Source organism: Pseudoalteromonas sp. MIP2626, assembly GCF_013414205.1.
GTDB lineage: Bacteria > Pseudomonadota > Gammaproteobacteria > Enterobacterales > Alteromonadaceae > Pseudoalteromonas > Pseudoalteromonas nigrifaciens.
In genome coordinates, this window is record NZ_JAATTW010000005.1 from 23905 (window position 1) to 50608 (window position 26704).

Below are 26704 nucleotides of genomic sequence, written 5' to 3' on the forward strand. Positions count from 1 at the left end.
TAGTTTCGAGCCTTTAATTTTTAGCATCAAGTAGTAAGTTCTCTAGCTCGTCTTGTAGTTCAAATAACTCAGGTTCAATGCTGGCTAATACGCAGTTACTTTTTAACGCGGTTTCGATTGTTTCGGCCAACGACTTTAATTTAGGAACGCCAGTGTAGCAACACGCACCATGTAACTTATGAATAATGCTCAGTACTTGTTTGCAGTCTTCATCGGCAATAGCTTGTGCTAATAGGCTAAGTGTTTCGGGCACGCTGAGTAATAACATATTGAGCATTTCTAATGCCAGCTCACTTTTACCGCCAGCATGTTGCAGTGCTATGCCCCAATCAAGGCGCACACTCTTAAAAGGGGGCGGGCTTTGTGGCATGTTTTTTAGTTTATCGCGGCTAACCGGTAGTTGTGGGCTGTGATCGCAAATAATTTGATTGAGCATGTCCTCATCAATCGGTTTAGTTAAATACCCTTCAAAACCGTCTTTTAATAGCTGCTCTTTTTCGCTATGCAGTGCATGTGCGGTTACGGCAATGATGGGCGTATCTTCGTTTAATGATGATTCTTTAATTAACTTACAGGCAGTAATACCATCCATAATTGGCATTTGTATGTCCATAAATATTACGTCGTACTTATGGCTTTTACTTAAACTGTAAGCTTGCGAGCCATTGTGCGCTGTGTCTATTAGCTCAACCTGCTCATTAAGTAAGGTATAAATTAATTTTAAGTTAGCGTCATTATCGTCAACTACTAATACTTTTAACGGCAAGAGTGTTTGCTCATTTTGCTCAATGTTGTGCACCGGGTGATCTAATCGATACGGCGCGGCAAGTAGTTCACACAATTTACGATGGTTAAGTGGTTTACTTAAGCAGGCATCAGCGCCACTGCCAATAAAGGCTTCACGCATACTATGCGATACCGTGTTGAGCATTAAATATAAATAGTCGGTTGATTCACGCACCGCTTTTACATGAGCCTTTAAACGCTGCATATCGTTAACCGAGGCCATATCACCAATGATACAAATATCATATTGCTGCTCTTTATTGTCGATTGCAGCTAAAAATTCTGCATCGCTAAAGCAGCCGGTCACACTTATTTGCCATTCGTTAAGCAAAGATAAAACAGCATGATGGGTGTGCTCGTGTGGCTCTAAATATAAAACATGCTTACCGAGCAAAGATTTAGTTGGTAAGTCACTGGCAAACACATGATTAGGCAGTCTAAATACGCCATTAAAGGTAAAGCAGGTGCCATTACCAGGGGCTGAGTTAAGTGTAATTTTACCACTCATGGCCTCTACAATATGCTTGGTGATAATTAGCCCCAAGCCAGTGCCACCAAATTTACGGGTAATACTTGAATCGGCTTGGCCAAAGGCGGTAAATAATGCATCTTGCTTATCAACAGGAATACCTACGCCTGTATCGGCCACTGAAACTAAAATTGAGGTGCGCTCATCATCGAGTAGTCTATGGCTAATGTCGACTTTTATAGCGCCTTTTTCGGTAAACTTAATTGCGTTACTTAATAAATTAATTAAAACTTGTTTTAATCGCGTAGGATCACCGGTTAGGTGATCGGGCACTTGCGGGCTAATATAAATAGACAGCTCAAGCTGTTTATCATGGGCGCTTGGGGCTAACAGCGTCATTACTTCGTTAACGGTATCGCGCAACTGAAACTGAATAGACTCAAGTTCCATAGCGCCCGCTTCTAATTTTGAAAAGTCTAATATATCGCTAATAATGGTCATTAAACTATTAGCCGACAGCTCAATGGTATCTAAGTAATCTTTTTGGTTTTTATTTAATGGCGTTTTATGCAGCTGACGCGTAAAACCAATCACGCCATTTAAAGGGGTGCGTAGCTCATGACTCATTTTTGCCAAAAAGTCAGATTTAACTCGGTTGGCATCTTGAGCTTCTTTTTTTGCCATAGTGAGCTGAATATTTTGCGTTTCGTACTGCTCTAATGTTTCGCGGTAATCACTGGTGGCTTGATCAATGTTTTTTTGCATTTCATCTTTTTGCATCACCATAGAGTAAGAAATAGTATTTAACCCTTCGCGGAGTAACTCAAACTCACCAATCATGGACTCGTTTAAACCAGTTTCTCTTTTACCTTCTACGAGCCTATCGGTTGCCAGTACTAATTTATTAAGAGGGCTCATAAACATATGGCTAAGTTTAAGTGCTAAAATAGCGGCCAAGACCAAGGCTAGTATAATAACAATACCACTGACCAGTAAGGCCCTTTGCTGACCGATAACTGCTTGATCTCTATTTAACTGTAATACTACAGTTCCTAGTGAGGTTTGAAATATCGATTTATCCCATTTTGTATCAGGACTTGTGTGATTAATAATGGGTGTAAAAAAGGTAATTAAATCATCTGTTTTATGAACTTGAGTGGCATTAAGATTATTTAGTTGCTCGTTGTTGAGCAAGTCATCAAACGAGCGATGATAGTTACTGGTTATTATTAGCTTATTATTGTCGTCAAATAATGCAATCGCTTTTACTACTGGGGAGTGCTTATTGTGGGTATAGCTAATGACACGATTTAGTAGTTGTTTGTTTTTTTCAAGTAATGGCTGCTCAAGTGCAATAGCAAGGGGCTCTGAAATAGTAGTCCCTTGTTGATATAAAATTTCATCAAGCTCAATGTAACGATTTATTGTAAAATAACCACCGAGTAACAATCCAATGATCACCGTGGGGATCAGAGTGAGTGTTAAAACAGAATCGCGTAAGCCTAATTTAGTCATATTGGGAGCGTTATTATTGTTATCAGCATGCTCAGAGTATATACGGATAATGAGGTATTCTGCAATTGGAGTCGATTCATCAAATGTTTAAGGTAATGCCTAATGGCGCAAATATTTAAAGCAACAAAAAAACCGCTAAAACAACAGTCTTTAGTGCTCGATATCACCGCCATGGATCACCATGGTCGCGGCATAGCGAAACACAATAATAAAGTGTGCTTTGTAAGTAATGCTTTGCCAAACGAGCAAGTAAAAGCCACCATTGTTGCCGACAAAGCGCGTTACAGCGAAGCGCAAACACATAAAGTATTACAGGCGAGTGAATATCGCGTAGCACCATTTTGTGAGCATTATAATCAATGTGGTGGGTGTCAGTTGCAGCATTTAGATAGCGGCCAACAGGTAGTCGAAAAGCAAATAGCGGTGAGCAAATTATTTGAAAAGTTTGCCAAGCTTGATGAATTAAACTGGCAAGCCCCCTTATTAAGTAAAGCCACTCATTACAGACGAAGTGCTCGTTTAGCGGTAATGTTTGATAAAAAAGCAAAAAAAATGCATGTAGGCTATAGAGCAAGTGGCTCTAAAAGTATTATTAGTATTAATGAGTGCCCAGTACTAAGTGAAGTATTTGCAAATGTATTTACTGTATTTGATAACTTAATTAATCAACACAAGGCATTGCACAGTGTATCTCACTTGCAATTGTGCCAAGGCGATGAGCAAAACTTTGTTATTATTCGCCACACAAAACCTATTTCAGAGAGTATAAAAGCACTGGTAGCACAAAGTGCCGCTGAGCAACAATGGCAATTAGTGTGGCAAAGCGAAAGTGAAGTAATTGAACACTCACATTTAGCCATGCCATTTTATGCACTTGAAGAGTTAGGGTTAAAGTTTGAATTTGGCTTAAATAACTTTATCCAAGTTAATGCTAGCGTTAATCAAGCAATGCTTAAACAAGCACAAAATTGGCTGGCACTAAAAGGCGACGAAAACGTATTAGATTTATTTTGTGGTATTGGTAACTTTTCACTAGTGCTGGCAAAACAAGCAAAAACAGTAATTGGTATAGAAGGGGTTGCTTCAGCGGTTGCAATGGCAACGCAAAATGCGCACACTAACTCAATCACTAATACTCAATTTAATTGCTTTGATTTAACAAATAAAATTGAAACGGCTTCGTGGTTTAATAAAAATTTAGATGTACTGGTGTTAGACCCCTCACGTACTGGGGCAATAACGGTATTAGAACAACTTCCTTTAAAGCAGTTTAAAACTATTTTATACGTCTCATGCGACCCTGTTACTTTAGCCCGTGACAGCGCTATTATTTCGCAAGCAGGCTTTGAACTGCATAAAATTGGGCTAATGAATATGTTTCCGCACACCGGGCATATTGAAACTATGGCGTTATTTCAACGGAGGTAAAGCGCATTATGGTAGCTACACGTCAATCACATCAACAGGATGAAACCGGGGACTTTGCTAGTCGCTTAAAGTTACTTGCTCTGTCGGCAGAAAAAGTAGAGTTGCTTAATAAAGCACAGGCACTTTGTTTAGCGTGCGACAATACCACCCGACAAAGCACAGCTATTGAAATGGTCGAAATTTTAGCCGAGCTTAATCTTGATGCAGACTCATTAGCTACTGCTTATTTAACGCCGTATTTTATAAATAACTTAGTCACCCTTGAAACTGTTGAAGAGCAGCTAGGTAGCAGTATTGCGGTATTGCTAAACGGGGTCGCACAAATGGCTACTATTAGCACTTTGGCGCACCAAGGCAAAGGCACGGTACAGGTTGATAATATTCGCCGTATGTTACTTGCTATGGTAGAGGATGTGCGCGCGGTTGTTATTAAGTTAGCAGAGCAAGTATGTCATTTACGCAATGTTAAAAATGCCGCAGAAGAAGACCGTGTTATTGCCGCCAAAGAAACCGCCGACATTTTTGCTCCACTGGCAAACCGCTTAGGTATAGGGCAATTAAAGTGGGAGCTTGAAGACTTATCGTTTAGGTATTTGCACCCCAATATTTATAAAAACATTGCCAAACAGCTTGATGACAAACGCCTAGCGCGTGAAGCCTACATGGAAGACATGGTAGCGCAAGTTAAAAGCCGCTTAAGCGAGGCGGGCATAGAAGCAGAGGTTTACGGGCGGCCAAAGCATATTTACAGCATTTATAAAAAAATGGCGCAAAAAAACTACGAGTTTGATCAACTGTTTGATATTCGCGCAATGCGTATTGTGGTGCAGCGCCTGCAAGATTGTTACGGCGCGCTGGGCATAGTGCACACTAACTGGCGTCATTTGCATAAAGAGTTTGACGACTACGTTGCCACACCTAAGCAAAATGGCTATCAGTCTATTCATACCGTGGTATTTGGCCCCGAAGGCAAAACGGTAGAGATTCAAATTCGCACCAGCGATATGCACCAAGATGCCGAGCTGGGTGTTGCTGCGCATTGGATGTATAAAGAAGGCGCATTGCCAGGGCGAGGCTCAGGTTATGAGCAAAAAATTAGCTGGCTGCGTAAACTATTACAATGGCAAGAAGAAGTGGTTGATGGCAGCGACCTAGCACAAGAGCTTAAAAATCAAGTGGTAGAAGACCGCGTATACGTATTTACCCCACGAGGCGATATTTTTGATTTACCACTGGGGGCAACACCATTAGATTTTGCTTATTATATTCACTCTAATGTGGGGCATCGTTGTATTGGCGCTAAAGTATTTGGCAAAATTGTGCCATTTACCCATCAGTTAAGCACCGGCGATCAGGTAGAAATTCTTACCCAAAAACAGCCAAACCCCAGCCGCGATTGGTTAAACCCATCATTAGGCTATATAAAGTCATCGCGTGCTAGAGCCAAAATACACCATTGGTTTAAACAGCTCGATCGCGACAAAAATCTTAGTGCCGGTAAAGAAATACTCGATAACGAACTGCAAAAACTCGATTTAAATTATAGAGACTTAGCACCCGCTATTAAGCGTTTTAACTTTAAAGAGCTCGACGATTTAATGGTCGCCATTGGCGCAGGTGATATTCGCCTTAATCAAATGCTTAACTTTGTTACCGATCGCCCCGAAGACGAGCCGGTAATACGTTTTAAAAACCCAACAAAAGTAACCGGCGATAATAACGGTATTGTGGTTGATGGCGTAGGTAGCTTAATGAGTCATGTTGCTAAATGTTGTCGTCCGGTTCCGGGGGATGAAATTATTGGCTATATAACGCAAGGGCGTGGTATTGGTGTACATCGTGATGATTGCGACTCGTTTAATAATTTAAAAACTCAGCACCCAGAGCGAGTTATTTCTGTAAGCTGGTCAGACGATATTCATAACTCCTATGCGCTAAGTATTAGAATAGAGGCCAGCGACCGCTCAGGTTTAATTCGCGACATAAGTGTAGTGTTAGCCAACGAAAAAGTGAATGTGCTAAATATGAATGTAAATACCGTTGATGATAATCAAATTGCTATATTTACCATGCAAATAGAGGTACACGATCTGTCGGGTACTAATAGAGTGCTTTCTAAGTTACACCAAATTGAAGGTGTACACAGTGCAAAGCGAGGGCAATAAATATGACAGATAACGCCGCGCTTGCGCAACTACTGCATATAATGAAAACGCTAAGAGATCCTGAGATTGGCTGCCCCTGGGATCGTAAGCAAACTTTTAGCTCAATAGTGCCACACACTATTGAGGAAGCGTTTGAAGTGGCCGATTGCATTGAATCGGGCAATTTAGGTGAGCTTAAAAATGAACTTGGCGATTTACTCTTTCAAATTGTGTTTTATGCTCAACTTGCTAATGAGCAAAAGTTATTTGATTTTAACGATATAGTGACACAATTAAACGCTAAACTTACGCGCCGTCATCCTCATGTGTTCGACCAGCAAACAGCGCTAAGCGATGATGAGCTTGCTGCGCAGTGGCAAGCAATTAAGGCACAAGAGCGCAGCGCCAAAAGCGCAGATGCTACGCCTTCGCTGTGGCAAGATATTCCCGTTAATATGCCAAGCTTAAGTAAAGCTAAAAAAATTCAGCAGCGCGTGGCTGCTCTTGGTTTTGATTGGCCAAGTTACCATGGTGCATTGGATAAAGTGAGCGAAGAAGTAGAGGAAGTAAAAGAAGCACTCGCTCACAATCCGTATTCAGATCACAGCGCAGAAGAGCTGGGCGATTTACTGTTTGCTACAGTAAACGTTGCGCGCCATGTAAAGCGCGACCCAGAGCAATTACTACGTAGCGCCAGCGACAAGTTTTCAACTCGCTTTGAAAAAGTACAAGCTTATTTAAATGCCCAAGGAAAATGTTTAGAGTCGGCCACGCTTGATGAGATGGATGCAGCATGGGATGAGATCAAAAAAGTCAAATAGTGTGTAGTAAAATTATGGCTGTTTTTTGTGCTTACAATTTCTAATTTTAGCTGGATTGATTGGCTATGCTTTGGTACAATTTCTCCCCGTCCTGTTTATATTCCAAAATCACTTGTTTGGGTATTATATTCCTTTTAATTCCTGATATTCTAGGGTTCGCATGAGTACAAAATTTATCTTCGTTACCGGCGGGGTTGTTTCTTCGTTGGGTAAAGGTATTGCAGCAGCATCATTGGCAGCTATTTTAGAGGCCCGTGGTATTAATGTTACTATCTTAAAGCTGGATCCTTACATCAACGTTGATCCAGGCACAATGAGCCCAATTCAACATGGTGAAGTATACGTTACTGAAGACGGCGCAGAGACCGATCTAGATTTAGGTCACTATGAGCGTTTTATTCGCACCAAAATGACGAGTCGTAATAACTTCACACAAGGGCGTGTATACGAAGATGTATTACGTCGTGAGCGACGTGGCGAGTACCTTGGAGCAACAATTCAGGTAATTCCACACATTACTAACGATATTAAGCAACGTGTTTATTCTGGCGCTGAAGGCCATGATATAGCAATCGTTGAAATTGGCGGCACAGTGGGTGACATAGAGTCACAACCATTTTTAGAAGCAATTCGTCAAATGGGTACTGAAATTGGCCGTGAGCGCGCGCTATTTATTCACTTAACGCTAGTGCCATTTTTAGGCCCTGCAGGCGAAGTGAAAACTAAACCAACGCAACATTCGGTTAAAGAACTGCGCTCAATTGGTATTCAGCCAGACATTCTTATTTGTCGTTCAGACCGCAAACTACCAAATAACGAACGTGCAAAAATTGCATTGTTTACTAACGTAGAAGAAAAAGCGGTTATATCACTACCAGACGTAGACAGTATTTATAAAATTCCTGCGTTATTAAAGTCGCAAGATTTAGATTACTTTGTATGTCGTCGTTTTCATTTAGAAGCTCCTGAAGCTGATTTAGTTGAATGGGAACAAGTACTTTATCAAGAGTCTAACCCTACAGGTGAAGTAACTATTGGTATGGTAGGCAAATATACTGAATTACCAGATGCTTATAAATCTGTAAACGAAGCATTAAAACATGCCGGTCTGAAAAATCGTTTAACGGTAAATATTCAGTACATCGACTCACAAGACTTAGAAACCAAAGGCGTTGATTCACTAACGCGCTTAGATGCTATTTTAGTACCTGGTGGTTTTGGTAGTCGTGGCGTTGAAGGTAAAATATTAGCGGCTAAATACGCGCGTGAAAACAAAGTGCCTTACTTAGGTATTTGTTTAGGTATGCAAGTAGCGCTAATTGAATATGCTCGTAACGTAGCGGGTCTTACTGATGCAAACTCAACTGAGTTTAACGCGCAATCTGCAAGCCCTGTGGTTGGCTTAATTACCGAATGGCTAGATGCTGAAGGTAAAGTAGAGCAGCGTGATGAAAAATCAGACTTAGGTGGCACTATGCGTTTAGGCGCACAAAAATGTCATTTAACACCGGGTTCTAAAGTGCATGCAGTATACGGTAGCGATGAAATAGTAGAACGTCATCGTCATCGTTACGAAGTTAATAATAACTTTGTAGAGCAGCTAGAAAAAGCTGGTTTAAGCTTTACTGGTTTATCGGAAGATAAAAAGCTAGTAGAAATTATTGAAAATAAAGATCACCCTTGGTTTATTGCAGCGCAATTCCACCCGGAATTCACTTCAACACCACGCGATGGTCACCCGCTGTTTGAAGGGTTTGTAGCTGCGGCTCACATCCACCAAAAAGCGTCTTCGTAATATTAATAGGCCGTGCATATTGCACGGCTTATTTGTTTTAAATGCCAACCAAATTAGTTTAAATTAAGTTGGCAGTAATTCACCATTTTGGGAATATAGAGGAATCAAGATGTCAGTAATCGTAAAAGTAATTGGTCGCGAAATTATGGATTCGCGTGGTAACCCAACTGTTGAAGCTGATGTACATTTAGCTGATGGTTCATGGGGCCGTGCTGCGGCGCCGTCTGGCGCATCTACAGGGACTCGCGAAGCATTAGAATTACGCGATGGTGATAAATCTCGTTATTTAGGTAAAGGCGTATTAAAAGCAGTTGGTTTTATTAATAATGAAATCGCAACCGCTTTAGCAGGCCAAAATGCACTTGAGCAAAGCACTGTTGATCAAGTAATGCTAGATTTAGATGGTACCGAAAATAAAGAAAAATTAGGTGCTAACGCAATTTTAGCAGTATCGCTAGCAACGGCTAAAGCTGCTGCACAATCTAAAAAAGTTGAGCTTTATGAGCATATTGCTGACTTAAACGGTACACCGGGTGTTTACTCTATGCCATTACCAATGATGAACATTATCAATGGTGGCGAACATGCAGATAACTCTGTAGATATTCAAGAGTTTATGATCCAACCAATTGGCGCTAAAAACTTCCGTGAAGCTCTACGCATGGGCGCAGAAATATTTCACAGCCTAGCTAAAGTACTTAAAGCAGACGGTCACTCAACAGCGGTAGGTGACGAAGGTGGTTTTGCACCAAACCTTGCATCTAACGAAGCGGCACTAGCTGCAATTAAAGTAGCTGTTGCAAATGCAGGCTACGAGCTAGGTAAAGACATTACATTAGCGCTTGATTGTGCAGCCTCTGAGTTTTACGACAAAGAAGCAAATATTTACAATCTTAAAGGTGAAGGCAAAAAGTTCACTTCTGAAGAATTTAACTTCTTCTTACAAGATTTAACTCAGCAGTACCCAATCGTGTCTATCGAAGATGGCCTTGATGAGTCTGACTGGGATGGCTTTGCACACCAAACTAAACTAATGGGTGATAAAATCCAATTAGTGGGTGACGATTTGTTTGTAACCAATACTAAGATTTTAAAACGTGGTATCGACAACGGTATTGCTAACTCAATCTTAATAAAGTTTAACCAAATTGGTTCTTTAACTGAGACATTAGCTGCAATTAAAATGGCTAAAGATGCTGGTTTTACAGTTGTTATTTCTCATCGCTCAGGCGAAACAGAAGATTCAACCATTGCAGATTTAGCAGTAGGTACAGCCGCAGGTCAAATTAAAACAGGTTCATTAAGCCGCTCTGATCGTGTTGCTAAGTACAACCAATTGCTTCGTATTGAAGAGCAATTAGGCGATAAAGCACCGTACAACGGTTTAAAAGAAGTTAAAGGTCAGTAATTCTTTAATTAGAATATGATGTTTAAGCTTATAAATCCTCACTTTGGTGGGGATTTTTTTTGCCTAGGTAAAAAAAGTAAAACAGTAACCAGAAAATCAGAAGTGAGATAACTGTCAGTAACAGTTTAAATACGGTTTTTTAGGTGGGGTTTTCTATCTCTCTTTTTAGTTTAAATATGTTAAAAGTAGTGTGAAAAGACTTTAAGTGAATATATGCACAAAGAGGTTATGAGGCGCTACGCTTTAGAGAAGCTAAAAAGACTAAATAATGTGTCTTGTCACTGCTCATTTACTCTCATTTTTTCTCTTTGTGCAAAAATTTTAAATGATTTACTCACAACGGAGTTTTTCAAGTTAGTTGTCGCCTCAAGTTAAATTTTATGCCGCCCTAATTTACTTCTATTTGTACAAATTAAAGTTGAAACTGCTGTTTTAAAATTTCGCCGGTAAAGCTGGTTTTTAAATAAAAACCACGGGGCAGGGTTTTAATAATTTTACCATTAGGGCCAATAGCATCGGTTACTATTTTACTGTGCGCGGCTTTAGGGCGAATTTGAATTGCGTCACCTAAATGCCCCGATATTTCATCAATACGCCCTAGCGCAATAAGCTCCATTTGTTCTTCCCAATCGCGTTGCAATAAAGCGTCTTGCTCAGGTGTGGGTTGCCATAAAAAGCCGCTGCCTATGGTTCTATCAAACGGGGCTATGTCGCGCTCACTTAGTATAGGCAACCAAAGTACATGGTTTAGTTTTTTACGCACGCTGCTTGCGTGCCAGGTCATGCCAGTAACGTTAATGAGTGGGGTTACCGATACAAAGGTGGTTTCTAGCGGCTTGCCTTTATAAGAAATTGGCAATGTTTTTAGCTCTATGCCTAAATCTTCAAAATCGGGCAGTGGTTTTGAGCCAGCAGTTGCGCCTAATACATATTCAATTAATTGCCCCGTCCAGCCTTTTTCACGGAGTAAATCGTCAGGCGTTTTAAAGTTATACTCATTGGCTAATTGGCCAAGGGTAAGCCCAGCAATATTATTAACACGCTGCATTAAGTCATTAATTGAATGTGGTTTTATAGGTCGCATACTGTTTATTTAAGTTGAATAAATACCATCGCCATGATAGCAAATCAGTCCAGCCGTGGATATCTTTGCCTTTGAGTGTTTTTTGTGCACCTTGGGTTTGGTGCAATTTTACACACTTTAATAAACAGTTAAATAAATATAAGCCCATGAATTATAATAAAATTTAAAAATAAACTGTTCAGTTTTCATTAAGTGACACTAAGGTTGTTTGAATGAGTACACATATATAAACATGTTTATCCACAGAATCTGTGGAGAAATCCAGTTTTGCGATCTTATATTGTGGATTTGTTTGCTAAATGAGCGTGTTTTATAAAAGTTATGCACAAGCTGTGAGTAACCACAGTAAATATTCCAATATTGTTTGCCGTAAAGCAGGTAATGTGGAACAATCATTAAAAATCGACTTACAAATGAGGCACTAAGGTGATTGATGCCGAAGGTTTTCGTGCCAATGTCGGAATTGTAATTTGCAATAACCAAGGACAAGTGTTTTGGGCTAGACGTTATGGTCAACATTCTTGGCAATTTCCCCAAGGCGGTGTTGACGATGGTGAAACGCCAGAGCAAACCATGTACCGCGAATTACACGAAGAAGTAGGCTTGCGACCAGAAGATGTAGAGATAGTTGCAAGTTCTAAACATTGGTTACGCTATAAGTTACCCAAACGATTAATACGCCGAGACTCAAGTCCGGTATGTATTGGGCAAAAACAAAAATGGTTTTTACTAAAACTACGCTGTAAAGATGAGGATGTAAATTTACTTAAAACCCACCATCCTGAATTTGATGATTGGCGCTGGGTAAGTTATTGGTATCCGGTAAGGCAGGTGGTGTCGTTTAAACGCGATGTTTATCGGCGTGTAATGAAAGAGTTTGCTCCTTTTGCTATGCCTTTTAATAAACGCGAACAGCAAAAAGATCATTGGCGAAATAAAAGGTAGTTAGTTTAGTAAATTAAAGGAGCAGGACATGCTGGCAACACTTAGGTCTATTGCAGAGTCGGTTTCGCAACAAGCGAATTTAGACAGTGCTTTAGCGTGCTTTGTGACAATGGTTAAAGAAGCCATGCAAACCCAGTGCTGCTCTATTTATTTTGCTGACTACAGCCAAGATAACTTTGTACTTATGGCCACCGAAGGATTAAACCCCGATGCGGTGGGTAAGTTTAGAATTGGCTTTACCGAAGGCCTAGTAGGGCTGGTGGCACAGCGCGAGGAGGCAATTAATATTGCCTTTGCCAAATCTCATCCCCGCTTTAAGCTCTCCCCAGAAGTTAACGAAGAAGGCTATAATGCATTTTTGTCTGTGCCTGTGGTGCATCAAAAAAAAGTACTGGGCGTTATTGTAGTACAACAAAAAATGGCACGTGTATTTAGCCAAGATGAAGAATCGTTTTTAATTACTTTGTCGGCGCAACTTGCCTCACAATTAGCGCATGCTGAAATAAAAGAAGTATTGCGTCAAGATGAGTCTTCTCATCAAACCTCAGTATTAAAAGGGGTGTCGAGTGCTCCGGGTATTAGTATTGGCCATGCATTTGTAGTTATTCCTAAAGTTAACTTTAAATCAATTGAGCTTGAAAAAGAAAGCGATGTAAATGAGCAACGACGCTTATTTACCCAAGCCGTAGCGGCAACCCGAAAAGAATTTAATACACTATCAATGACACTAAGTGATTCTATTCCGCATGAGGCTTTGGCTGTTTTTGATGTTTATCAGCAATTACTCGATGCTAAAAGCTTAGGTCATAACGTTGAGATGGAGTTGCAACAAGGTTGGTGTGCAAAAAGCGCCTTAAAAATAGTAATTGAGCGTTTAATCGCTCAGTTTAATGCCATGCAAGACCCATACATAAAAGAGCGCGCGGTTGATGTTAAAGACATTGGCCTGCGAGTGTTGCACCACCTTGTTAATACCGAATTCGCAATAAAAGATTATCCACCCAATACCATACTTATAGCGCATACACTTACTCCAGCCATGCTGGCTGAGGTGCCTAACGATCGCTTAGTGGGGGTGGTGAGCATAAATGGCTCGGCAAACAGTCATGCGTCAATATTAACCCGTGCTATGGGCGTGCCTGCTATTTGGGGCATCGAAGATATTCCATTACTGCAATTAAATAGTAAACCAATGATTTTGGATGCGTTTTCGGGGCGGTTATATATTTCCCCATCGCAAATGCTAATTGATGAATACACAGAATTACAACACCAAGACAACTTACTTAATAATCGTTTTTTAGCCGAGCAAAACTTTACAGCGGTCACCCTTGATGGTGAACACATAAGTTTACTACTCAATGCGGGGCTGGAGTTAAACACGCAGCAAAACAGTGCCCATATTTGTGACGGCGTTGGCTTGTACCGCACCGAAGCCTGGTTTATGCAAAAAGGGCAGTTTCCATCGCAATCAGAGCAAGAAACCTGGTACCGAGAAGTACTTAATAGTTATTACCCTAATCCGGTAGTAATGCGAACGTTAGATATTGGTGGCGATAAAGTTCTCGATTATTTTAATATTACCGAAGAAAATCCCTTTTTAGGTTGGCGTGGTATTCGCATTAGTTTAGATCACCCTGAGCTATTTTTAGATCAGCTCAAAGCCATGCTTAAAGCAAATATAGGCTTAGGTAATTTAAAAATAATGCTGCCGATGATAAGTGGTACAGAAGAAGTAGACGAATCATTAGCTCTTTTTGAGCAAGCGTATTTTGAGCTGAACGAGCAATACCCAGAGCAAACAATTGAACGACCCGATATAGGTATTATGCTTGAAGTACCGTCGAGTGTATTTATGCTGGCAGACTGGTCTAAAAAAGTCGATTTTTGCTCAGTGGGCAGTAACGATTTAACGCAATACCTGCTCGCTGTAGACAGATCAAACGCGCGGGTTGCAGAACTGTTTAACCCGTATCACCCTGCAGTGCTCAGAGTATTAAATAAAGTGGCTCGTGAGTGCCAGCAATACGAGCTACCGTTTAGTTTATGCGGCGAGCTTGGCGGCGATCCTGAAGGCGCAATATTACTTATTGCCATGGGGTATCGTCGTTTAAGTATGAACTTATCATCATTAAATAAAGTTAAATGGGTGCTTAGGCGCTTACATGTCAGCGAAATGGAAGCATTACTTAAAGAGTGCTTAGCGCAATCGTCGGCTAAGCAAGTATTGCGTTTAACTCGCAGCTTTATGATAGAGCATGAGCTGGGTAACTTATTTTATACCCCCAAATAAATTCTCGTGTTAACTGTAATCAGAATCCATTAAGATACGCGCATAATAAAAGGTATATGGGATAACTATGTATGATCTAGGATTATTGGTTGCAAGTTGCGCGCTACTAGGCTGTGTTGTCGGGTTTTTAGCCGGGTTACTCGGAATTGGTGGTGGCTTAATTATTGTGCCAGTATTAAGTGCCTTATTACTCGCTTTTAATGTAACGGCTACTGAAAACGTATTAGTTATTGCCATTGCAACATCGCTTGCTTCTATTTTGTTTACCTCTACATCTTCAGCGCTGGCTCATCATAAAAATGATAACGTGCCTTGGGTTATTGCACCTTGGGTTATGTCGGGCGTAGCTGTTGGCGCGCTAATTAGTGGCTTTGCTGCAAGCTTAATACCCGAGCAAATATTACGCACAGTATTTGCTGTAAGCGTGGTATTTATTGCTTTAAGAATGGTGTTATCAGCTCGCAATAAACCTTTGTCAGAAAAACCTTTACCGTCGGGTCCTATTCTAGGCAGCTTATGCGCCATTATGGGGGCACTATCTGGATTAATAGGTATAGGTGGTGGCGCACTAATAGTGCCTTTACTGCATTATTTTTCGGTTGATATTAAAAAGGCCATAGGCTGCGCTGCAGCATGCGGAATTGTTATCGCCTTTTTTGGCTCTATTGGTTATATCAGTGCCGGATGGCAGGTTACCGATTTAGAACACGGTTTTGCAGGGTTTGTATACTTACCCGCATTATTTGGGATTGTAATTACCTCGTGGTTTATAGCGCCTATTGGCGCTAAAGCAACCCACTATTTACCGGTTAATACAATAAAGAAAGTTTTCGCGGTGTTACTTGTTATCATCGCAATTAAAATGGTTTTTAGCTAAAGGTTTATTTTTATGGCACTGGAATTTCCTGTAATCGATCCGATCATATTTTCTGTCGGGCCACTGAGCGTACGTTGGTACGGATTAATGTATTTAATAGGTTTTGCATTTGCAATGTGGTTTGCAAATCGCCAAGCGGCAAAACCAAATTCAGGTTGGACTAAAGACCAAGTAGGCGACTTCCTATTTTACGGCATGCTAGGGGTAATTCTTGGTGGGCGTATTGGTTATGTATTATTTTATCAATTTAGCTATTTTATAGAAAACCCCCTATATTTGTTCAGGATAGATCAAGGTGGAATGTCGTTTCATGGTGGCACCTTAGGAGTGATAACCGCGGTTGTTATTTTTGCTTGGACACGTAAAAAGTCAATACTGCAAGTAGGCGACTTTGTTGCACCGCTTGTACCGGTAGGTTTATTAGCTGGACGTATAGGTAACTTTATAAATGGTGAGCTTTGGGGTCGAGTAAGCGATGTACCATGGGCTATGGTATTTCCAACCGGCGGGCCGTTAGCACGCCACCCATCGCAGCTATACGAAGCATTTTTTGAAGGCTTAGTATTATTTTTAATTTTACAGTGGTTTATTAAAAAGCCTCGCCCAGCTGGTAGTGTAGCGGGTGTGTTTTTACTAGGTTACGGCACTTTTAGATTTTGTATTGAGTACTTTCGCCAACCAGATGCACAGCTGGGTTTATTTGCTGATTTTATCTCGATGGGGCAAATACTCTCGCTGCCTATGATAGTAGGCGGGTTAGGCTTATTAATTTGGGCTTATAAGCAAGCACCACAAAAAACAGCGGTAAAGGGTTAGAATAAATACCATGAAACAATATTTACAATTATGTCAGCGTATTGTTGATGAAGGCCAGTGGGTAGAAAACAAACGTACGGGCACACGCTGTTTAACTGTGATCAACGCCGATTTAGAGTACGATGTGGCGAATAATCAGTTTCCTATGATCACCACACGTAAAAGCTATTACAAAGCAGCTATTGCCGAATTACTCGGTTACTTGCGTGGCTACGATAGCGCGGCACAGTTTCGCGAAATAGGCTGTAAAACCTGGGATGCAAACGCAAACGAAAATAGCGCTTGGCTTAATAATCCGCACCGTAAAGGTGAGGACGACATGGGGCGTGTTTATGGCGTACAAGGGCGTGCTTGGCAGCGCCCAGATGGCTCAACGCTAGACCAACTAGCAAAAGTAATTAATAACTTAAAAAATGGTATAGACGATCGCGGTGAAATAATTAGTTTTTACAACCCAGGCGAATTTGAGCTTGGCTGTTTACGCCCGTGTATGCACACCCACACGTTTTCATTATTAGGTGACACACTTTATTTAACGTCAATTCAGCGCAGCTGCGACGTACCGCTAGGGCTTAATTTTAATCAAATTCAGTGTTTTGTATTACTGGCATTAGTGGCGCAAATTACTGGGCATAAAGCGGGTAAGGCGTATCATAAAATTACCAACGCGCATATTTATGAAAACCAGCTTGAGCTAATGCGCGATGTGCAGTTAAAACGCGAGCCATTTGCATCGCCGCAGTTAAAAATTAATCCAAACATTAAATCACTAAACGATATAGAAACCTGGGTAACACGCGATGACTTTGAAGTGACAGGTTATGAGTGTCACGAAGCTATTCAATACCCATTTTCGGTATAACAAAACAGATTAAGGAAAACACCATGAAAGCAGTGATCCCCGTAGCGGGCCTCGGAACTCGCATGTTACCAGCCACCAAAGCAATTCCAAAAGAAATGCTACCGGTTGTTGACCGTCCACTAATTCAGTACGTAGTTAACGAAGCCGTTGCCGCAGGTATTAAAGAAATAGTATTGGTAACGCATTCAAGTAAAAACTCAATCGAAAACCACTTCGACACCAGTTTTGAGCTTGAAGCCACACTAGAAAAACGAGTAAAACGACAGCTACTTGCCGAAATACAGTCTATTTGTCCTAAAGATGTAACCATTATTCAAGTACGCCAAGGCGAGGCCAAAGGCCTAGGGCATGCAATTAACTGTGCAGCGCCAATTATAGGTAACGAACCATTTGTGGTTATTTTACCCGATGTAATAATTGATGATATGGAAAGCGATCTTAGTAAAGATAACTTGGCCGAAATGATCAGCCGCTTTGAGCAAACTCAACATAGCCAAATAATGGTAGAGCCAGTTCCAATGGCTGAAGTTGATCAATTTGGTGTTGTTGACTTAGGCAGTGTTGAGCTAAAACAAGGCGAAAGTTCGCCAATTCATAACATGGTAGAAAAGCCACTAGTTAACGAAGCACCATCAAACCTTGCAGTAGTAGGGCGCTATGTATTAAGTAAAAATATTTGGCCATTACTCGCTAAAACCCCACAAGGAGCTGGTAACGAAATTCAGCTTACTGACGCTATTGCCATGCTAATGCAACACGAAACTGTTGATGCATACGCAATTAAAGGGCGCAGCCACGATTGTGGTAGTAAAATTGGTTATCTTAAAGCAACTATTGAGTTTGCACTGCGTCGTGAAGAATTTGCTGACGAGTTAAAAACGTTTATTAAAACATTAATTTAACATACCTACTTTTTATAAAAGTAACTAAAAGACGCCTATATGGCGTCTTTTTTGTTGTATAGTAATTATTCATCGCGTAAGTGATAAACAGTAATAGTGAGTTATTTAATTCGTTAAAGTGATCATGTTTTTAATGAAATTGAGGCTAATGTGTAATAAAAATCTATAGGAAAGTCACATGATAAAAAAACACTTAATAAAATTGTTAAGTCTTAGCCTTATAGTACTTTGCGGATGCAGTAGTAAAGTTAAAGAGGCTCAAAACAATGCTACTACCACAAATAAGGCTAGTAATGAGGTTGCTATTTCGGCAGAAGAATTAGCGCAATTAAGAGCATCATCTCAACAATGGCAACAAGCCAAAGCAGGCGTTAGACGTTTGCTTGTTATTGAACACGATTTAAAGTTACTTATTAGCCAATTAAATGAGGTAGCGCAACGAGAGTCGACAACACAAAGTAATTTAAAGCAAGAGAGGAGCAACCTAAATCAAGACACTACAGCGTCAGAAGAGGCTGTTAATGTGCAAGCCAAAGCAACCGTACAACCTAAAGTAATACAGCCATTGTTTGCCCTGCAGGTCGCATCGGTTACCGATTGGATACGATTAACCCAAAGTTATAATGAAGTGAAATCTAAGGCTACAAAACTATTAGCAAGCCCATTTATTGCCAACGTAGAAACCGCAAAGGTTAAAGGGGTTACTTTTTATCGCTTAAAAATTGGCGCTTATAAACTTCAAAAAAATGCAACGGCAGATTGCGACATACTAAAGCAGCACCAAGTGGGCTGCATTGTTAGTAATTACACAGAACAACCATTAAAACTATAAATAGGCATAGTAATTGCTTTGTTATTGTCATGTTTTTTGAGGATGGCAACTATGCGCCTTTTATTACCGTTATTATTAGTAAACTTAGCAGCATGTAGCTTAATACCACAGCCTGAACCAAGTGTGAGCACACCTGCGCGTAAAGCAGCCATGGCACCTTATACGGTTAACGACTACGTAAATAACTTAACTTATCAGCTTAGTCACTTTAAAGGGCCTTTAAGCAGTAATTCTCGCATAGGGGTAAGCAGCTTTTATTACGCAAACGCGCTAGATTCAAAGCTTCCCAGCGGCCAAGCTGAAGGTTTGAGCCAACAAATTCAAGAAAGCCTGCTAACGCAATTCACTCAATTGGGATATAACACCGTTGAGTACCGTTTAAGTAATAATATAAATTTATCATCTAACGCTGATAGCGCGCTTAGCAGAGATGTAACTCAACTACGCGAACGTCAGAATATTGACTTAATTATTACCGGCACAGTTACGCGCCAGCAACATGCTTACATTGTTAATGCCCGACTGGTTAATATTAACACTAAACACGTTTTATCGGCTGGCAGTACCGAAATCCCGATTAATGTAATGTGGGGCAGTGAAAAAGTTCAGCAACGCGATAATTACTTATATCGCAGCGAATACTAATTAGGAGCACAAAATGAAAAAGCTATTACTTACATTATGTTTGCCATTGGGCTTTGGGTGCTCACAAATGCTAACAGGCATGAACTCAGACACCACACAAAAAAATCAAAACAACTCAGTACAATTGGCTAATGGCGAGCGTGCAGTGGCAGCCCCAATGACCGACAATCAGGTATATCAGTCGGGGTTAGGGCAACATACTAATTATTCAAAATCGAGCACGCTATCACGTAAAAACATTAATCATTATGTGCGTGGCATAATGCAAAGCATGGTAGAAAACCTACAATATGTGAACGAAAAAACACCACTGGCCGTTTCAAGTTTTGTGTTTTTAGATGATGATTACAACGACGCAAGTTTGTTAGGAAATCAAATTGCCGAAAGTTTCATGCATGAACTACACAGCTTTGGCATACCTGTTATCGACTTTAAAACTACCGATTATATGCGCGTAACTCCAAGCGGCGATTTTGTATTTAGCCGCGACTACCTTGAGCTAAACCAAGATCAAAACTTTAACTATGTTTTAGCCGGTACTTTAGTAAGCCATCAAGGTGGTGTGCTTGTAAATGCACGTATTATTGGCTTAGCTAGTAAAGCCGTAGTAGGAACAGCGCAAGGCTTTATTCCTCAGTCAGTGGTTGATGCACTTAATAGTAGCTACAGAACCGATGGCATTATGCTTAAACAAGCCAGTAAATGAGTGAGGCAATAATGGGTTACAAATTAAATAGCGTTACCGCATTATTTATCCTGCTAGGATTAGCAGGGTGCTCTACTGCGGGTAATAATAAGCAGGTTAAAACTAATAATGCAGACACTCATTTTGATGTGAATGCTCGTTATGAGCATGCACAAGGGCTACAAACGCAGAGCGAATACGACTCGTCGCGACAATTTACGCCGTTAAAACATCATAAAACCCTGGTTAATTATGTAGAGCAAATGGCGCTTGATTTAGTCGACACCCTAGAGTCTAGCAGTGAGCTTGATGAGAGCATAAATATAGCGGTAACAAGCATAGTCGATTTAGATGCCACCTTAAATAACAGCAACCAGCTGGGTAACCAAATATCAGAAACACTCATTCATCAACTACAAAAGTTTGGTTATGGGGTGGTTGATTTTAAAACGAGTGATGCAATAAACGTTAATCGTCGTGGCGACTTTGTTTTTTCACGAGACATAAAAAACCTTAGCAAAAAGCATATGGCAAGCCATGTACTCGGTGGTACGTTAATATACCGCGCCAATGGCGTTACAGTGAATACCCGAGTTATAAACGTAAATAATAAACAAGTCGTTGCCAGTAGCCGAAAATTTATACCAATATACGTTTTAAACAAAGAAGATATCTACTTATCAAGTAATTAAACTCAGTTTTCACTTGATCCAAAAAAGACAATGCCGTTATAATTTTAGCCTCAGTTTAGGCCTCTTAGTTAAATGGATATAACGGCCCCCTCCTAAGGGGCAGTTGCAAGTTCGATTCTTGCAGGGGCTACCAGTAAAATCAATGAGTTACGGGGTTGGTGCTTTGAAGTTCAAACTTCATCTAGCACATATGTAGCTGTGCTAACTCAGGCATTCATTTTCAAAAAAAGATTATTAATACTTCTGTATTTTAAACATCTAATTCAATTTATCACTTCAGTCGAATAAATATTACAGCACTAAGTTAAAGCTAGGTCGTGATATAAAAACTTTATTCAGGTTTTGTCGCGCTGGCGAGTCGTGTTAAACGTAACATGGGTGGTTAATTTTTACGTAGGTTGGCTTGAGCGAAGCGAAACCCAACGAAAAATTATGTTATCAATTAATATCGCTGTTTTGCATTATCGATTGGTTGTCACTCGCTTTAAGTTGAGCATAAAAAAGCGAGTAAATAAATTTACTCGCTGATTATTTTTATTTAGCCTTGTAAGCCCTAAGCCCTAAGCCCTAAGCCCTAAGCCCTAAGCCCTAAGCCCTAAGCCCTAAGCCCTAAGCCCTAAGCCCTAAGCTTATGCCCCTGGGCCACATTCCATACATGAATTTACAATGTCTGGGCCAAATTTAAGTTTGGCGTTTAAGTCGCGCAGCGCTGTGCGTAGCCCTTCTTCGATCACTGGGTGGTAATAAGGCATTTCTAACATTTGTGGTACGGTCATTTTGTTTTGCACCGCCCATGCTAGTAGGTGAGCTAAATGCTCGGCTTGTGGGCCGATAAACTCTGCCCCTAAAAATAACCCTGTGCCTTGCTCGGCGTAAACACGCATGTAGCCTTTGTTTTTAAGCATGACGCGGCTGCGGCCTTGGTTTTCAAAGCTTACTTCGCCTATTTCAAAGCAGTCGCAGCTGCCTAAACGAGTGGTGATCTCTTTATAACTTTCGCCAACCATGGCTATTTGCGGGTCGCTAAATACGGCGGCAATTTTTGCTCTGCGTAATCCAGGTTGTACATCTGGGAAGCGTCCAGCATTTTGGCCTGCAATTAGGCCTTGATCGGATGCTTCGTGTAATAGTGGCAGCATATTACTGGCGTCGCCTGCGATAAATATATTTGAATCGCCACATTGCATTGTTTTAGCATTAGCAACAGGTACGCCGCGCTCATCAAGTTCAATACCGGTGTTTTCTAAGCCGAGTTTATCTGTGTTTGGTACGCGCCCCGTTGCGGCAAGTACGTAGTCAAATTGCTCGGTGTGTTTAGCACCTTGTTTGTCGGTGTAAGTAAGCTGCGCTTTGTTGTTTACTTGCATCATGTCGGATACGTTTGAGTCGGTATCAACAAAAAATTCTTCGGCAAATACGGTGTTTGCGTAGTCTTTTACTACTGGGTCGGTAAGGGGGCCAATTGCACCACCAACACCAAATAATTTTACTTTAACGCCTAAACGGTGCAGTGCTTGGCCAATTTCAAGGCCTATAACACCTGGGCCAAATACGGCTACTGATTCTGGAAGGTCGTCCCAGTCAAATACGTCGTCGTTTATAATTAATTTGTCGCCAAAATTATTAAATACGCCTGGGTATGAAGGGCGTGAGCCGGTTGCTATAACAAAGCGTTTAGCCGTAATTATGGTGTGATCATCTATTTGTATGCGGTTTGCGTCTAAAAATTTAGCATAGCCACGAATTTTGTCATCGCTTGGAAGCTCATCTACAGCTTCTACTACAAATCCGGCAAAGCGGTCGCGTTCGCTTTTAACGCGTGCCATCACTTCTTTACCATTAATACGTGGTGCAGAGCTGTGTACACCAAATGCAGGTGCCATTGTGATTGAGTGCGCAGCTTCAGCAGCTGCAATTAATAATTTACTCGGCATGCAACCAACTCGTGCGCAGGTAGTGCCGTAAGGGCCTGATTCGATCATAAGTACGTTATTTGTAAATTGTTTAGCATTACGATAAGCACTTAAACCCGCAGTACCCGCACCAATAACAACAACGTCGGTTTGCAATTCTTTCATTATTTTTTCCTTATAAAATAGGGGCAACCAGTGCCCCTATTTATATTTACTAATTGAGCAAAATTATTAATTAAGCAAAGTATTTTTCTAAATCGTCTGAGCCACCAATGTGCTTACCGCCAATAAATACTTGTGGAACGGTTTCACGGCCAGATACTGCTTTAAGGCTTGTTAGTGATGCGCCTGAGCCCATAACAATTTCTTCAAATGCAAAGCCTTTTTCTGTAAGAAGCGCTTTAGCTTTTGAACAGAACGGACAACCAGGTTTAGTAAATACAGTTACTGGCTCTGGTTTAGCTTGCTTAGGGTTGATGTAATCAAGCATTGTATCTGCGTCAGATACTTCAAACGGGTCGCCTGGTAAATCTGGTTCGATGAACATTTTGTCGATCACGCCATCTTTTACAAGCATAGAGTATCTCCAGCTGCGCTTACCAAAACCTAGGTCGTTTTTGTCTACCAACATGCCCATGCCGTCAGTAAATTCGCCGTTACCGTCTGGTAGTAAAGTAATGTTTTGCGCTTCTTGATGCTCAGCCCATGCGTTCATTACAAAGGTGTCGTTTACCGATAAACATACAATTTCGTCAACGCCGTTTTGCTTAAGTACGCCAGCCAGTTCGTTGTAACGTGGTAAATGAGTAGACGAACACGTTGGTGTAAATGCACCCGGTAGTGAAAATACAACAACCGTTTTACCTTTAAAAATGTCGTCTGTTGTTACTGATTTCCATTCATCGTTTTGACGAGTTGCAAATGTAACGCTTGGGATTTTTTTGCCTTCAATATTGTTTAACATAATTTTTGTTCCTCTTGATTTGTTGATAGCCATTATGGCGGTGATTTAAATATAGTTCCAATCGTTTGTTTGTATTAAAGTGATAGGTATAAGCTATCAGCCTGGTAATGAATATGAACTTAAAAGATTTAGAGTATGTAAAAGCCATAGCGCACTTTAAGCACTTTCGTAAAGCGGCCGATGCGTGCTTTGTAAGCCAGCCTACCTTAAGTGGCCAAGTAAAAAAACTTGAACAGGAGCTAGGTGTTACTTTATTTGATCGCTCTACTAAGCAGGTAACATTAACCGCTAAAGGCGAGCGTTTATTAACACAAATTAATGTTATTTTAGAACAAACACAAATACTTAAAGAGCTTGCTGCTACGTCAAACGAGCCGCTACAGGGTAAGTTAACTATTGGTATTATTCCAACCATTGCGCCTTATTTACTGCCGGTATTACTCACTTCAATGAAAGAGGCGTTTATTAATAGTCGCTTTTCGTTTATTGAAATGCAAACCGCTACAATTTTAGAAGCGCTAGATGACGGTGAGCTCGACTTTGCAATTTTGGCTGATGTACCCGAGCTCAAAAAGTACCATAGCGTTAATTTATACAAAGAAGATTTTTTAGTGGCTGTATCACACGATAATTCATTAGCTCAGCAAAAAAAAGTAGCGCTGCGCGAATTACAAGGATGCAGCCTATTAATGTTAAGTGATGGCCATTGCTTTAAAGATCAAGCCCAACAGTTTTGTTTTTCGGCAGGAGTTAATGTGTCGAGCCAGTATCAGGGTAATAGTTTAGAAACATTACTGGCGCTGGTGGCTATGGATGACGGGGTTACATTTGTGCCTAAATTGGCTTGTACTGAGCGAGTAGGGGTTAATTATTTGGCTATTTACCCTAATCAGCAGCGCAATATAGTATTTGCATGTAGGAAGCATTACCCGCATTTATCGGGGGTTGAGCAATTGGGTGAATGGTTGTCGGCTCACCCTAATTTAAAGGCTAAATTAACTAAAGTCTTGAATTAAAGGTTTTGGCTAACTATTTCGACTATATCGTTAATTTGCACGCCCGGAAGTGGTGCATTATTAATGCTTACCGCAATGGCACTTTGTTGATACAACTGCTCAACACGAATGCTATTAAGGGTAATCACTTTATGTGGCATAGTATTGCCTAACGCGTCTGTTAGGTAATTGTGGTGCGCTATGCTAAGTAGTTGGCCTTTTTTAAGGCCGTGCGCTTTACCTAAGTTAATCACTATGTTGCCCTGATCAAGGTGCATAATTTTTCCTTGAGTAGGCAAGCAGGCCATAGCTGATTGTAAATCGTAACTTAGCGTTTGGTTTATATCGTTTATGCTTTGCCCATAGGGTGATTGCCAAAACATACTACTGTTAACATCAACAATAGCGGTTTTTTCAAATGGCCAAATAGCTTGGTTTTTATAGCTATTTTGCCAAAGCTGTTCATAAGTAGTGCCATCAAAAAGGGTAAACTCTATTTGGTAACTACGTTGATAGCTTTCGTCTTGCCAAAAGGCATAGTCGCTATTGAGCTTATCGCTAGTTGATAGATTGGTTATTTGGCTTAATAAAACGTACTGCGCGTTACTACGCGAGGAAATATCTTCTAGTTGCGCATTAGAGTAGTCGTGTTGCTGCGAAAAATACTTATCGACCTTTATAGCGTTATTGTAATAAGCGATTGGTACAGCGCTCATTTTTGACTTTTGCAATGCGGTATAAATATTTTTGCTAACCGCTTTATCTATGTCAAATATTTGACCCATGCGGGCTTGTTCACGATGATTAAGCTGGCTTTGGGTAACGGCCACAAACTTTTTAAAACTACTTTGTGGGCATTGCTCTGTTTGCGCAAAAATATCTAAGCGTAGTGTAATAGCTAGCTGATTATTATGACGTTCTTCGCTCACAAGTTCTATTTTTTGAATTTCGCCATGGCTGCTTATTTTAAGCTGATCTTGCATTAGCACGCCGTCTACTAAGGTTTGTACCGAGCTTACCCGCGCACCAGAGAACACTAACGCTTGTGTAATGGCATCTTTAATTGCTGCAGATTTAGCTGCGCCTACATCGCTACTTTTAACTTGTGCATGGCCGGTCGATTCATACCACTGCGCTGCAGTAAAAGGCGAAAACGTTAATAAAGCAGTTGCGCTTAATCCTGCAAATACCGATGATAAAAACGAATTCATACATTTACTCCAGTTAAATTTTAGCTATTAGCATAAGTTATACAGCAAGGAGCGTACCAATATTATTTGTGAGTAAATACCACTTAAGTGTCAATGGCATTAAACCTGCATAAGTATCGTATAATTATTTAATTTGTTTTTTAGGGCTAGGTACTATGCGAGTAATGCCATTACTTATCACGTTAGGATGCATAACCTTAAGTGGGTGTAGCAATATGTTTGATAAGCACGTTGAATACAAATATGTAGAGCCAAACAATTATCCGGTATTAAAAGCCGTGGGTTATGCACCTATTAGCCTGCAGTCGGGTGTTAATAAGTCGCAAAAGCAGTTAATGGCTATTAAAGCTTCTAAGCTAGAAGCGTATCGAGAGCTTGCAGAGCAAGTGTATGGGCAACAAATTACCGCAGGTACTACAGTTGCAGGTTCAATAGCACAAGACGATTACCTACAAAGCAAAGTGCAGGGCATTATTAAAGGCGCACAAGTTATAAAAGCCTACGCGGTAGACGACACCTATATAACTGAGCTTGAACTAAATATGAAGCGCGTGCACGACCTGTACATAGGCGAAATTAAACCCCGAGAAGTTAAAAAAGTAACTTATTACTAGCCCCCTAA

22 protein-coding genes and 1 tRNA gene are annotated in these 26704 nt (G+C 40.7%); 18 read left to right on the plus strand and 5 right to left on the minus strand.

Translation table 11 applies throughout. From position 1 onward, the window contains the following. Positions 1-13: 13 nt before the first annotated feature. Complete coding sequence (gene barA / locus HC000_RS04770; protein ID WP_179807077.1) at positions 14-2770, minus strand: two-component sensor histidine kinase BarA; 2757 nt, start codon at positions 2768-2770, stop codon at positions 14-16. A 102-nt stretch (positions 2771-2872) separates the two neighbouring features. On the opposite strand from barA, the gene rlmD reads away from it, so the two are divergent. The 5 genes from rlmD to eno all read left to right on the plus strand — a co-directional run bounded on the left by rlmD (position 2873) and on the right by eno (position 10366). Further along, positions 2873-4198 (plus strand): 23S rRNA (uracil(1939)-C(5))-methyltransferase RlmD, encoded by a 1326-nt coding sequence (rlmD, locus tag HC000_RS04775; RefSeq protein WP_179807078.1) that lies wholly within the window; start codon positions 2873-2875, stop codon positions 4196-4198. Between the two features lie 8 nt (positions 4199-4206). Further along, positions 4207-6363, plus strand: coding sequence for a GTP diphosphokinase (gene relA, locus HC000_RS04780; protein ID WP_179807079.1), 2157 nt, complete (start codon positions 4207-4209; stop codon positions 6361-6363). Positions 6364-6365: 2 nt separating this feature from the next. Next, positions 6366-7163, plus strand: a complete 798-nt coding sequence (gene mazG / locus HC000_RS04785; protein WP_179807080.1) for a nucleoside triphosphate pyrophosphohydrolase — start codon at positions 6366-6368, stop codon at positions 7161-7163. Positions 7164-7323: 160 nt separating this feature from the next. Next, positions 7324-8958: a CTP synthase gene (locus tag HC000_RS04790; RefSeq protein ID WP_179807081.1), complete on the plus strand. Its 1635-nt coding sequence runs from the start codon at positions 7324-7326 to the stop codon at positions 8956-8958. A 109-nt stretch (positions 8959-9067) separates the two neighbouring features. Then, positions 9068-10366 carry a phosphopyruvate hydratase gene (eno, locus tag HC000_RS04795; protein ID WP_011327438.1) on the plus strand — a complete coding sequence of 433 codons (1299 nt, stop codon included), beginning with the start codon at positions 9068-9070 and terminating at the stop codon, positions 10364-10366. Positions 10367-10778: 412 nt separating this feature from the next. Here the strand turns inward: eno and mutH are convergent, their stop codons facing one another. After that, entirely contained in the window at positions 10779-11450 is a 672-nt protein-coding gene (mutH, locus tag HC000_RS04800; protein ID WP_011327439.1) for a DNA mismatch repair endonuclease MutH, read from the minus strand. Positions 11451-11876: 426 nt separating this feature from the next. Here mutH and rppH point away from each other — a divergent pair, with 426 nt between their 5' ends. The 11 genes from rppH to HC000_RS04855 all read left to right on the plus strand — a co-directional run bounded on the left by rppH (position 11877) and on the right by HC000_RS04855 (position 21132). Next, positions 11877-12395, plus strand: a complete 519-nt coding sequence (gene rppH, locus HC000_RS04805) for an RNA pyrophosphohydrolase (protein ID WP_008111786.1) — start codon at positions 11877-11879, stop codon at positions 12393-12395. A 28-nt stretch (positions 12396-12423) separates the two neighbouring features. After that, entirely contained in the window at positions 12424-14688 is a 2265-nt protein-coding gene (ptsP, locus tag HC000_RS04810; RefSeq protein WP_058372750.1) for a phosphoenolpyruvate--protein phosphotransferase, read from the plus strand. A 67-nt stretch (positions 14689-14755) separates the two neighbouring features. Then, complete coding sequence (locus tag HC000_RS04815) at positions 14756-15565, plus strand: sulfite exporter TauE/SafE family protein (protein WP_179807082.1); 810 nt, start codon at positions 14756-14758, stop codon at positions 15563-15565. Positions 15566-15577: 12 nt separating this feature from the next. Beyond that, a complete protein-coding gene (gene lgt, locus HC000_RS04820) occupies positions 15578-16381 on the plus strand; it encodes a prolipoprotein diacylglyceryl transferase (RefSeq protein ID WP_089367854.1) in 804 nt (267 codons plus the stop codon). 10 nt (positions 16382-16391) lie between these two features. Next, the gene (locus tag HC000_RS04825; protein WP_011327444.1) at positions 16392-17243 is read left to right on the plus strand and encodes a thymidylate synthase; all 852 of its coding nucleotides are present in this window, start codon (positions 16392-16394) and stop codon (positions 17241-17243) included. A gap of 23 nt (positions 17244-17266) precedes the next feature. Continuing rightward, positions 17267-18145 carry a UTP--glucose-1-phosphate uridylyltransferase GalU gene (gene galU, locus HC000_RS04830; protein ID WP_179807083.1) on the plus strand — a complete coding sequence of 293 codons (879 nt, stop codon included), beginning with the start codon at positions 17267-17269 and terminating at the stop codon, positions 18143-18145. Between the two features lie 178 nt (positions 18146-18323). After that, a complete protein-coding gene (locus HC000_RS04835; RefSeq protein WP_179807084.1) occupies positions 18324-18977 on the plus strand; it encodes an SPOR domain-containing protein in 654 nt (217 codons plus the stop codon). 51 nt (positions 18978-19028) lie between these two features. Continuing rightward, the gene (locus tag HC000_RS04840; RefSeq protein WP_179807085.1) at positions 19029-19622 is read left to right on the plus strand and encodes a FlgO family outer membrane protein; all 594 of its coding nucleotides are present in this window, start codon (positions 19029-19031) and stop codon (positions 19620-19622) included. 13 nt (positions 19623-19635) lie between these two features. After that, complete coding sequence (locus HC000_RS04845; protein ID WP_179807086.1) at positions 19636-20328, plus strand: FlgO family outer membrane protein; 693 nt, start codon at positions 19636-19638, stop codon at positions 20326-20328. An 11-nt stretch (positions 20329-20339) separates the two neighbouring features. After that, positions 20340-20999, plus strand: coding sequence for a FlgO family outer membrane protein (locus HC000_RS04850; protein WP_179807087.1), 660 nt, complete (start codon positions 20340-20342; stop codon positions 20997-20999). A gap of 58 nt (positions 21000-21057) precedes the next feature. Beyond that, positions 21058-21132, plus strand: a tRNA-Arg gene (locus tag HC000_RS04855). Positions 21133-21628: 496 nt separating this feature from the next. Here HC000_RS04855 and HC000_RS04860 read toward each other — a convergent pair. Beyond that, a complete protein-coding gene (locus HC000_RS04860) occupies positions 21629-23077 on the minus strand; it encodes a dihydrolipoyl dehydrogenase (protein WP_179807088.1) in 1449 nt (482 codons plus the stop codon). A 70-nt stretch (positions 23078-23147) separates the two neighbouring features. After that, positions 23148-23876: a glutathione peroxidase gene (locus HC000_RS04865; protein ID WP_179807089.1), complete on the minus strand. Its 729-nt coding sequence runs from the start codon at positions 23874-23876 to the stop codon at positions 23148-23150. Positions 23877-23989: 113 nt separating this feature from the next. Between HC000_RS04865 and HC000_RS04870 the strand changes: the two genes are divergently transcribed. After that, positions 23990-24892: a LysR substrate-binding domain-containing protein gene (locus tag HC000_RS04870; protein WP_179807090.1), complete on the plus strand. Its 903-nt coding sequence runs from the start codon at positions 23990-23992 to the stop codon at positions 24890-24892. Here the strand turns inward: HC000_RS04870 and HC000_RS04875 are convergent. Continuing rightward, positions 24889-26082, minus strand: coding sequence for a flagellar assembly protein FlgT (locus HC000_RS04875; protein WP_011327455.1), 1194 nt, complete (start codon positions 26080-26082; stop codon positions 24889-24891). The two genes, HC000_RS04870 and HC000_RS04875, sit on opposite strands and share 4 nt — an antisense overlap. A 155-nt stretch (positions 26083-26237) precedes the next feature. Between HC000_RS04875 and HC000_RS04880 the strand changes: the two genes are divergently transcribed. Continuing rightward, entirely contained in the window at positions 26238-26696 is a 459-nt protein-coding gene (locus HC000_RS04880) for an LPP20 family lipoprotein (RefSeq protein ID WP_011327456.1), read from the plus strand. Positions 26697-26704 lie beyond the last annotated feature (8 nt).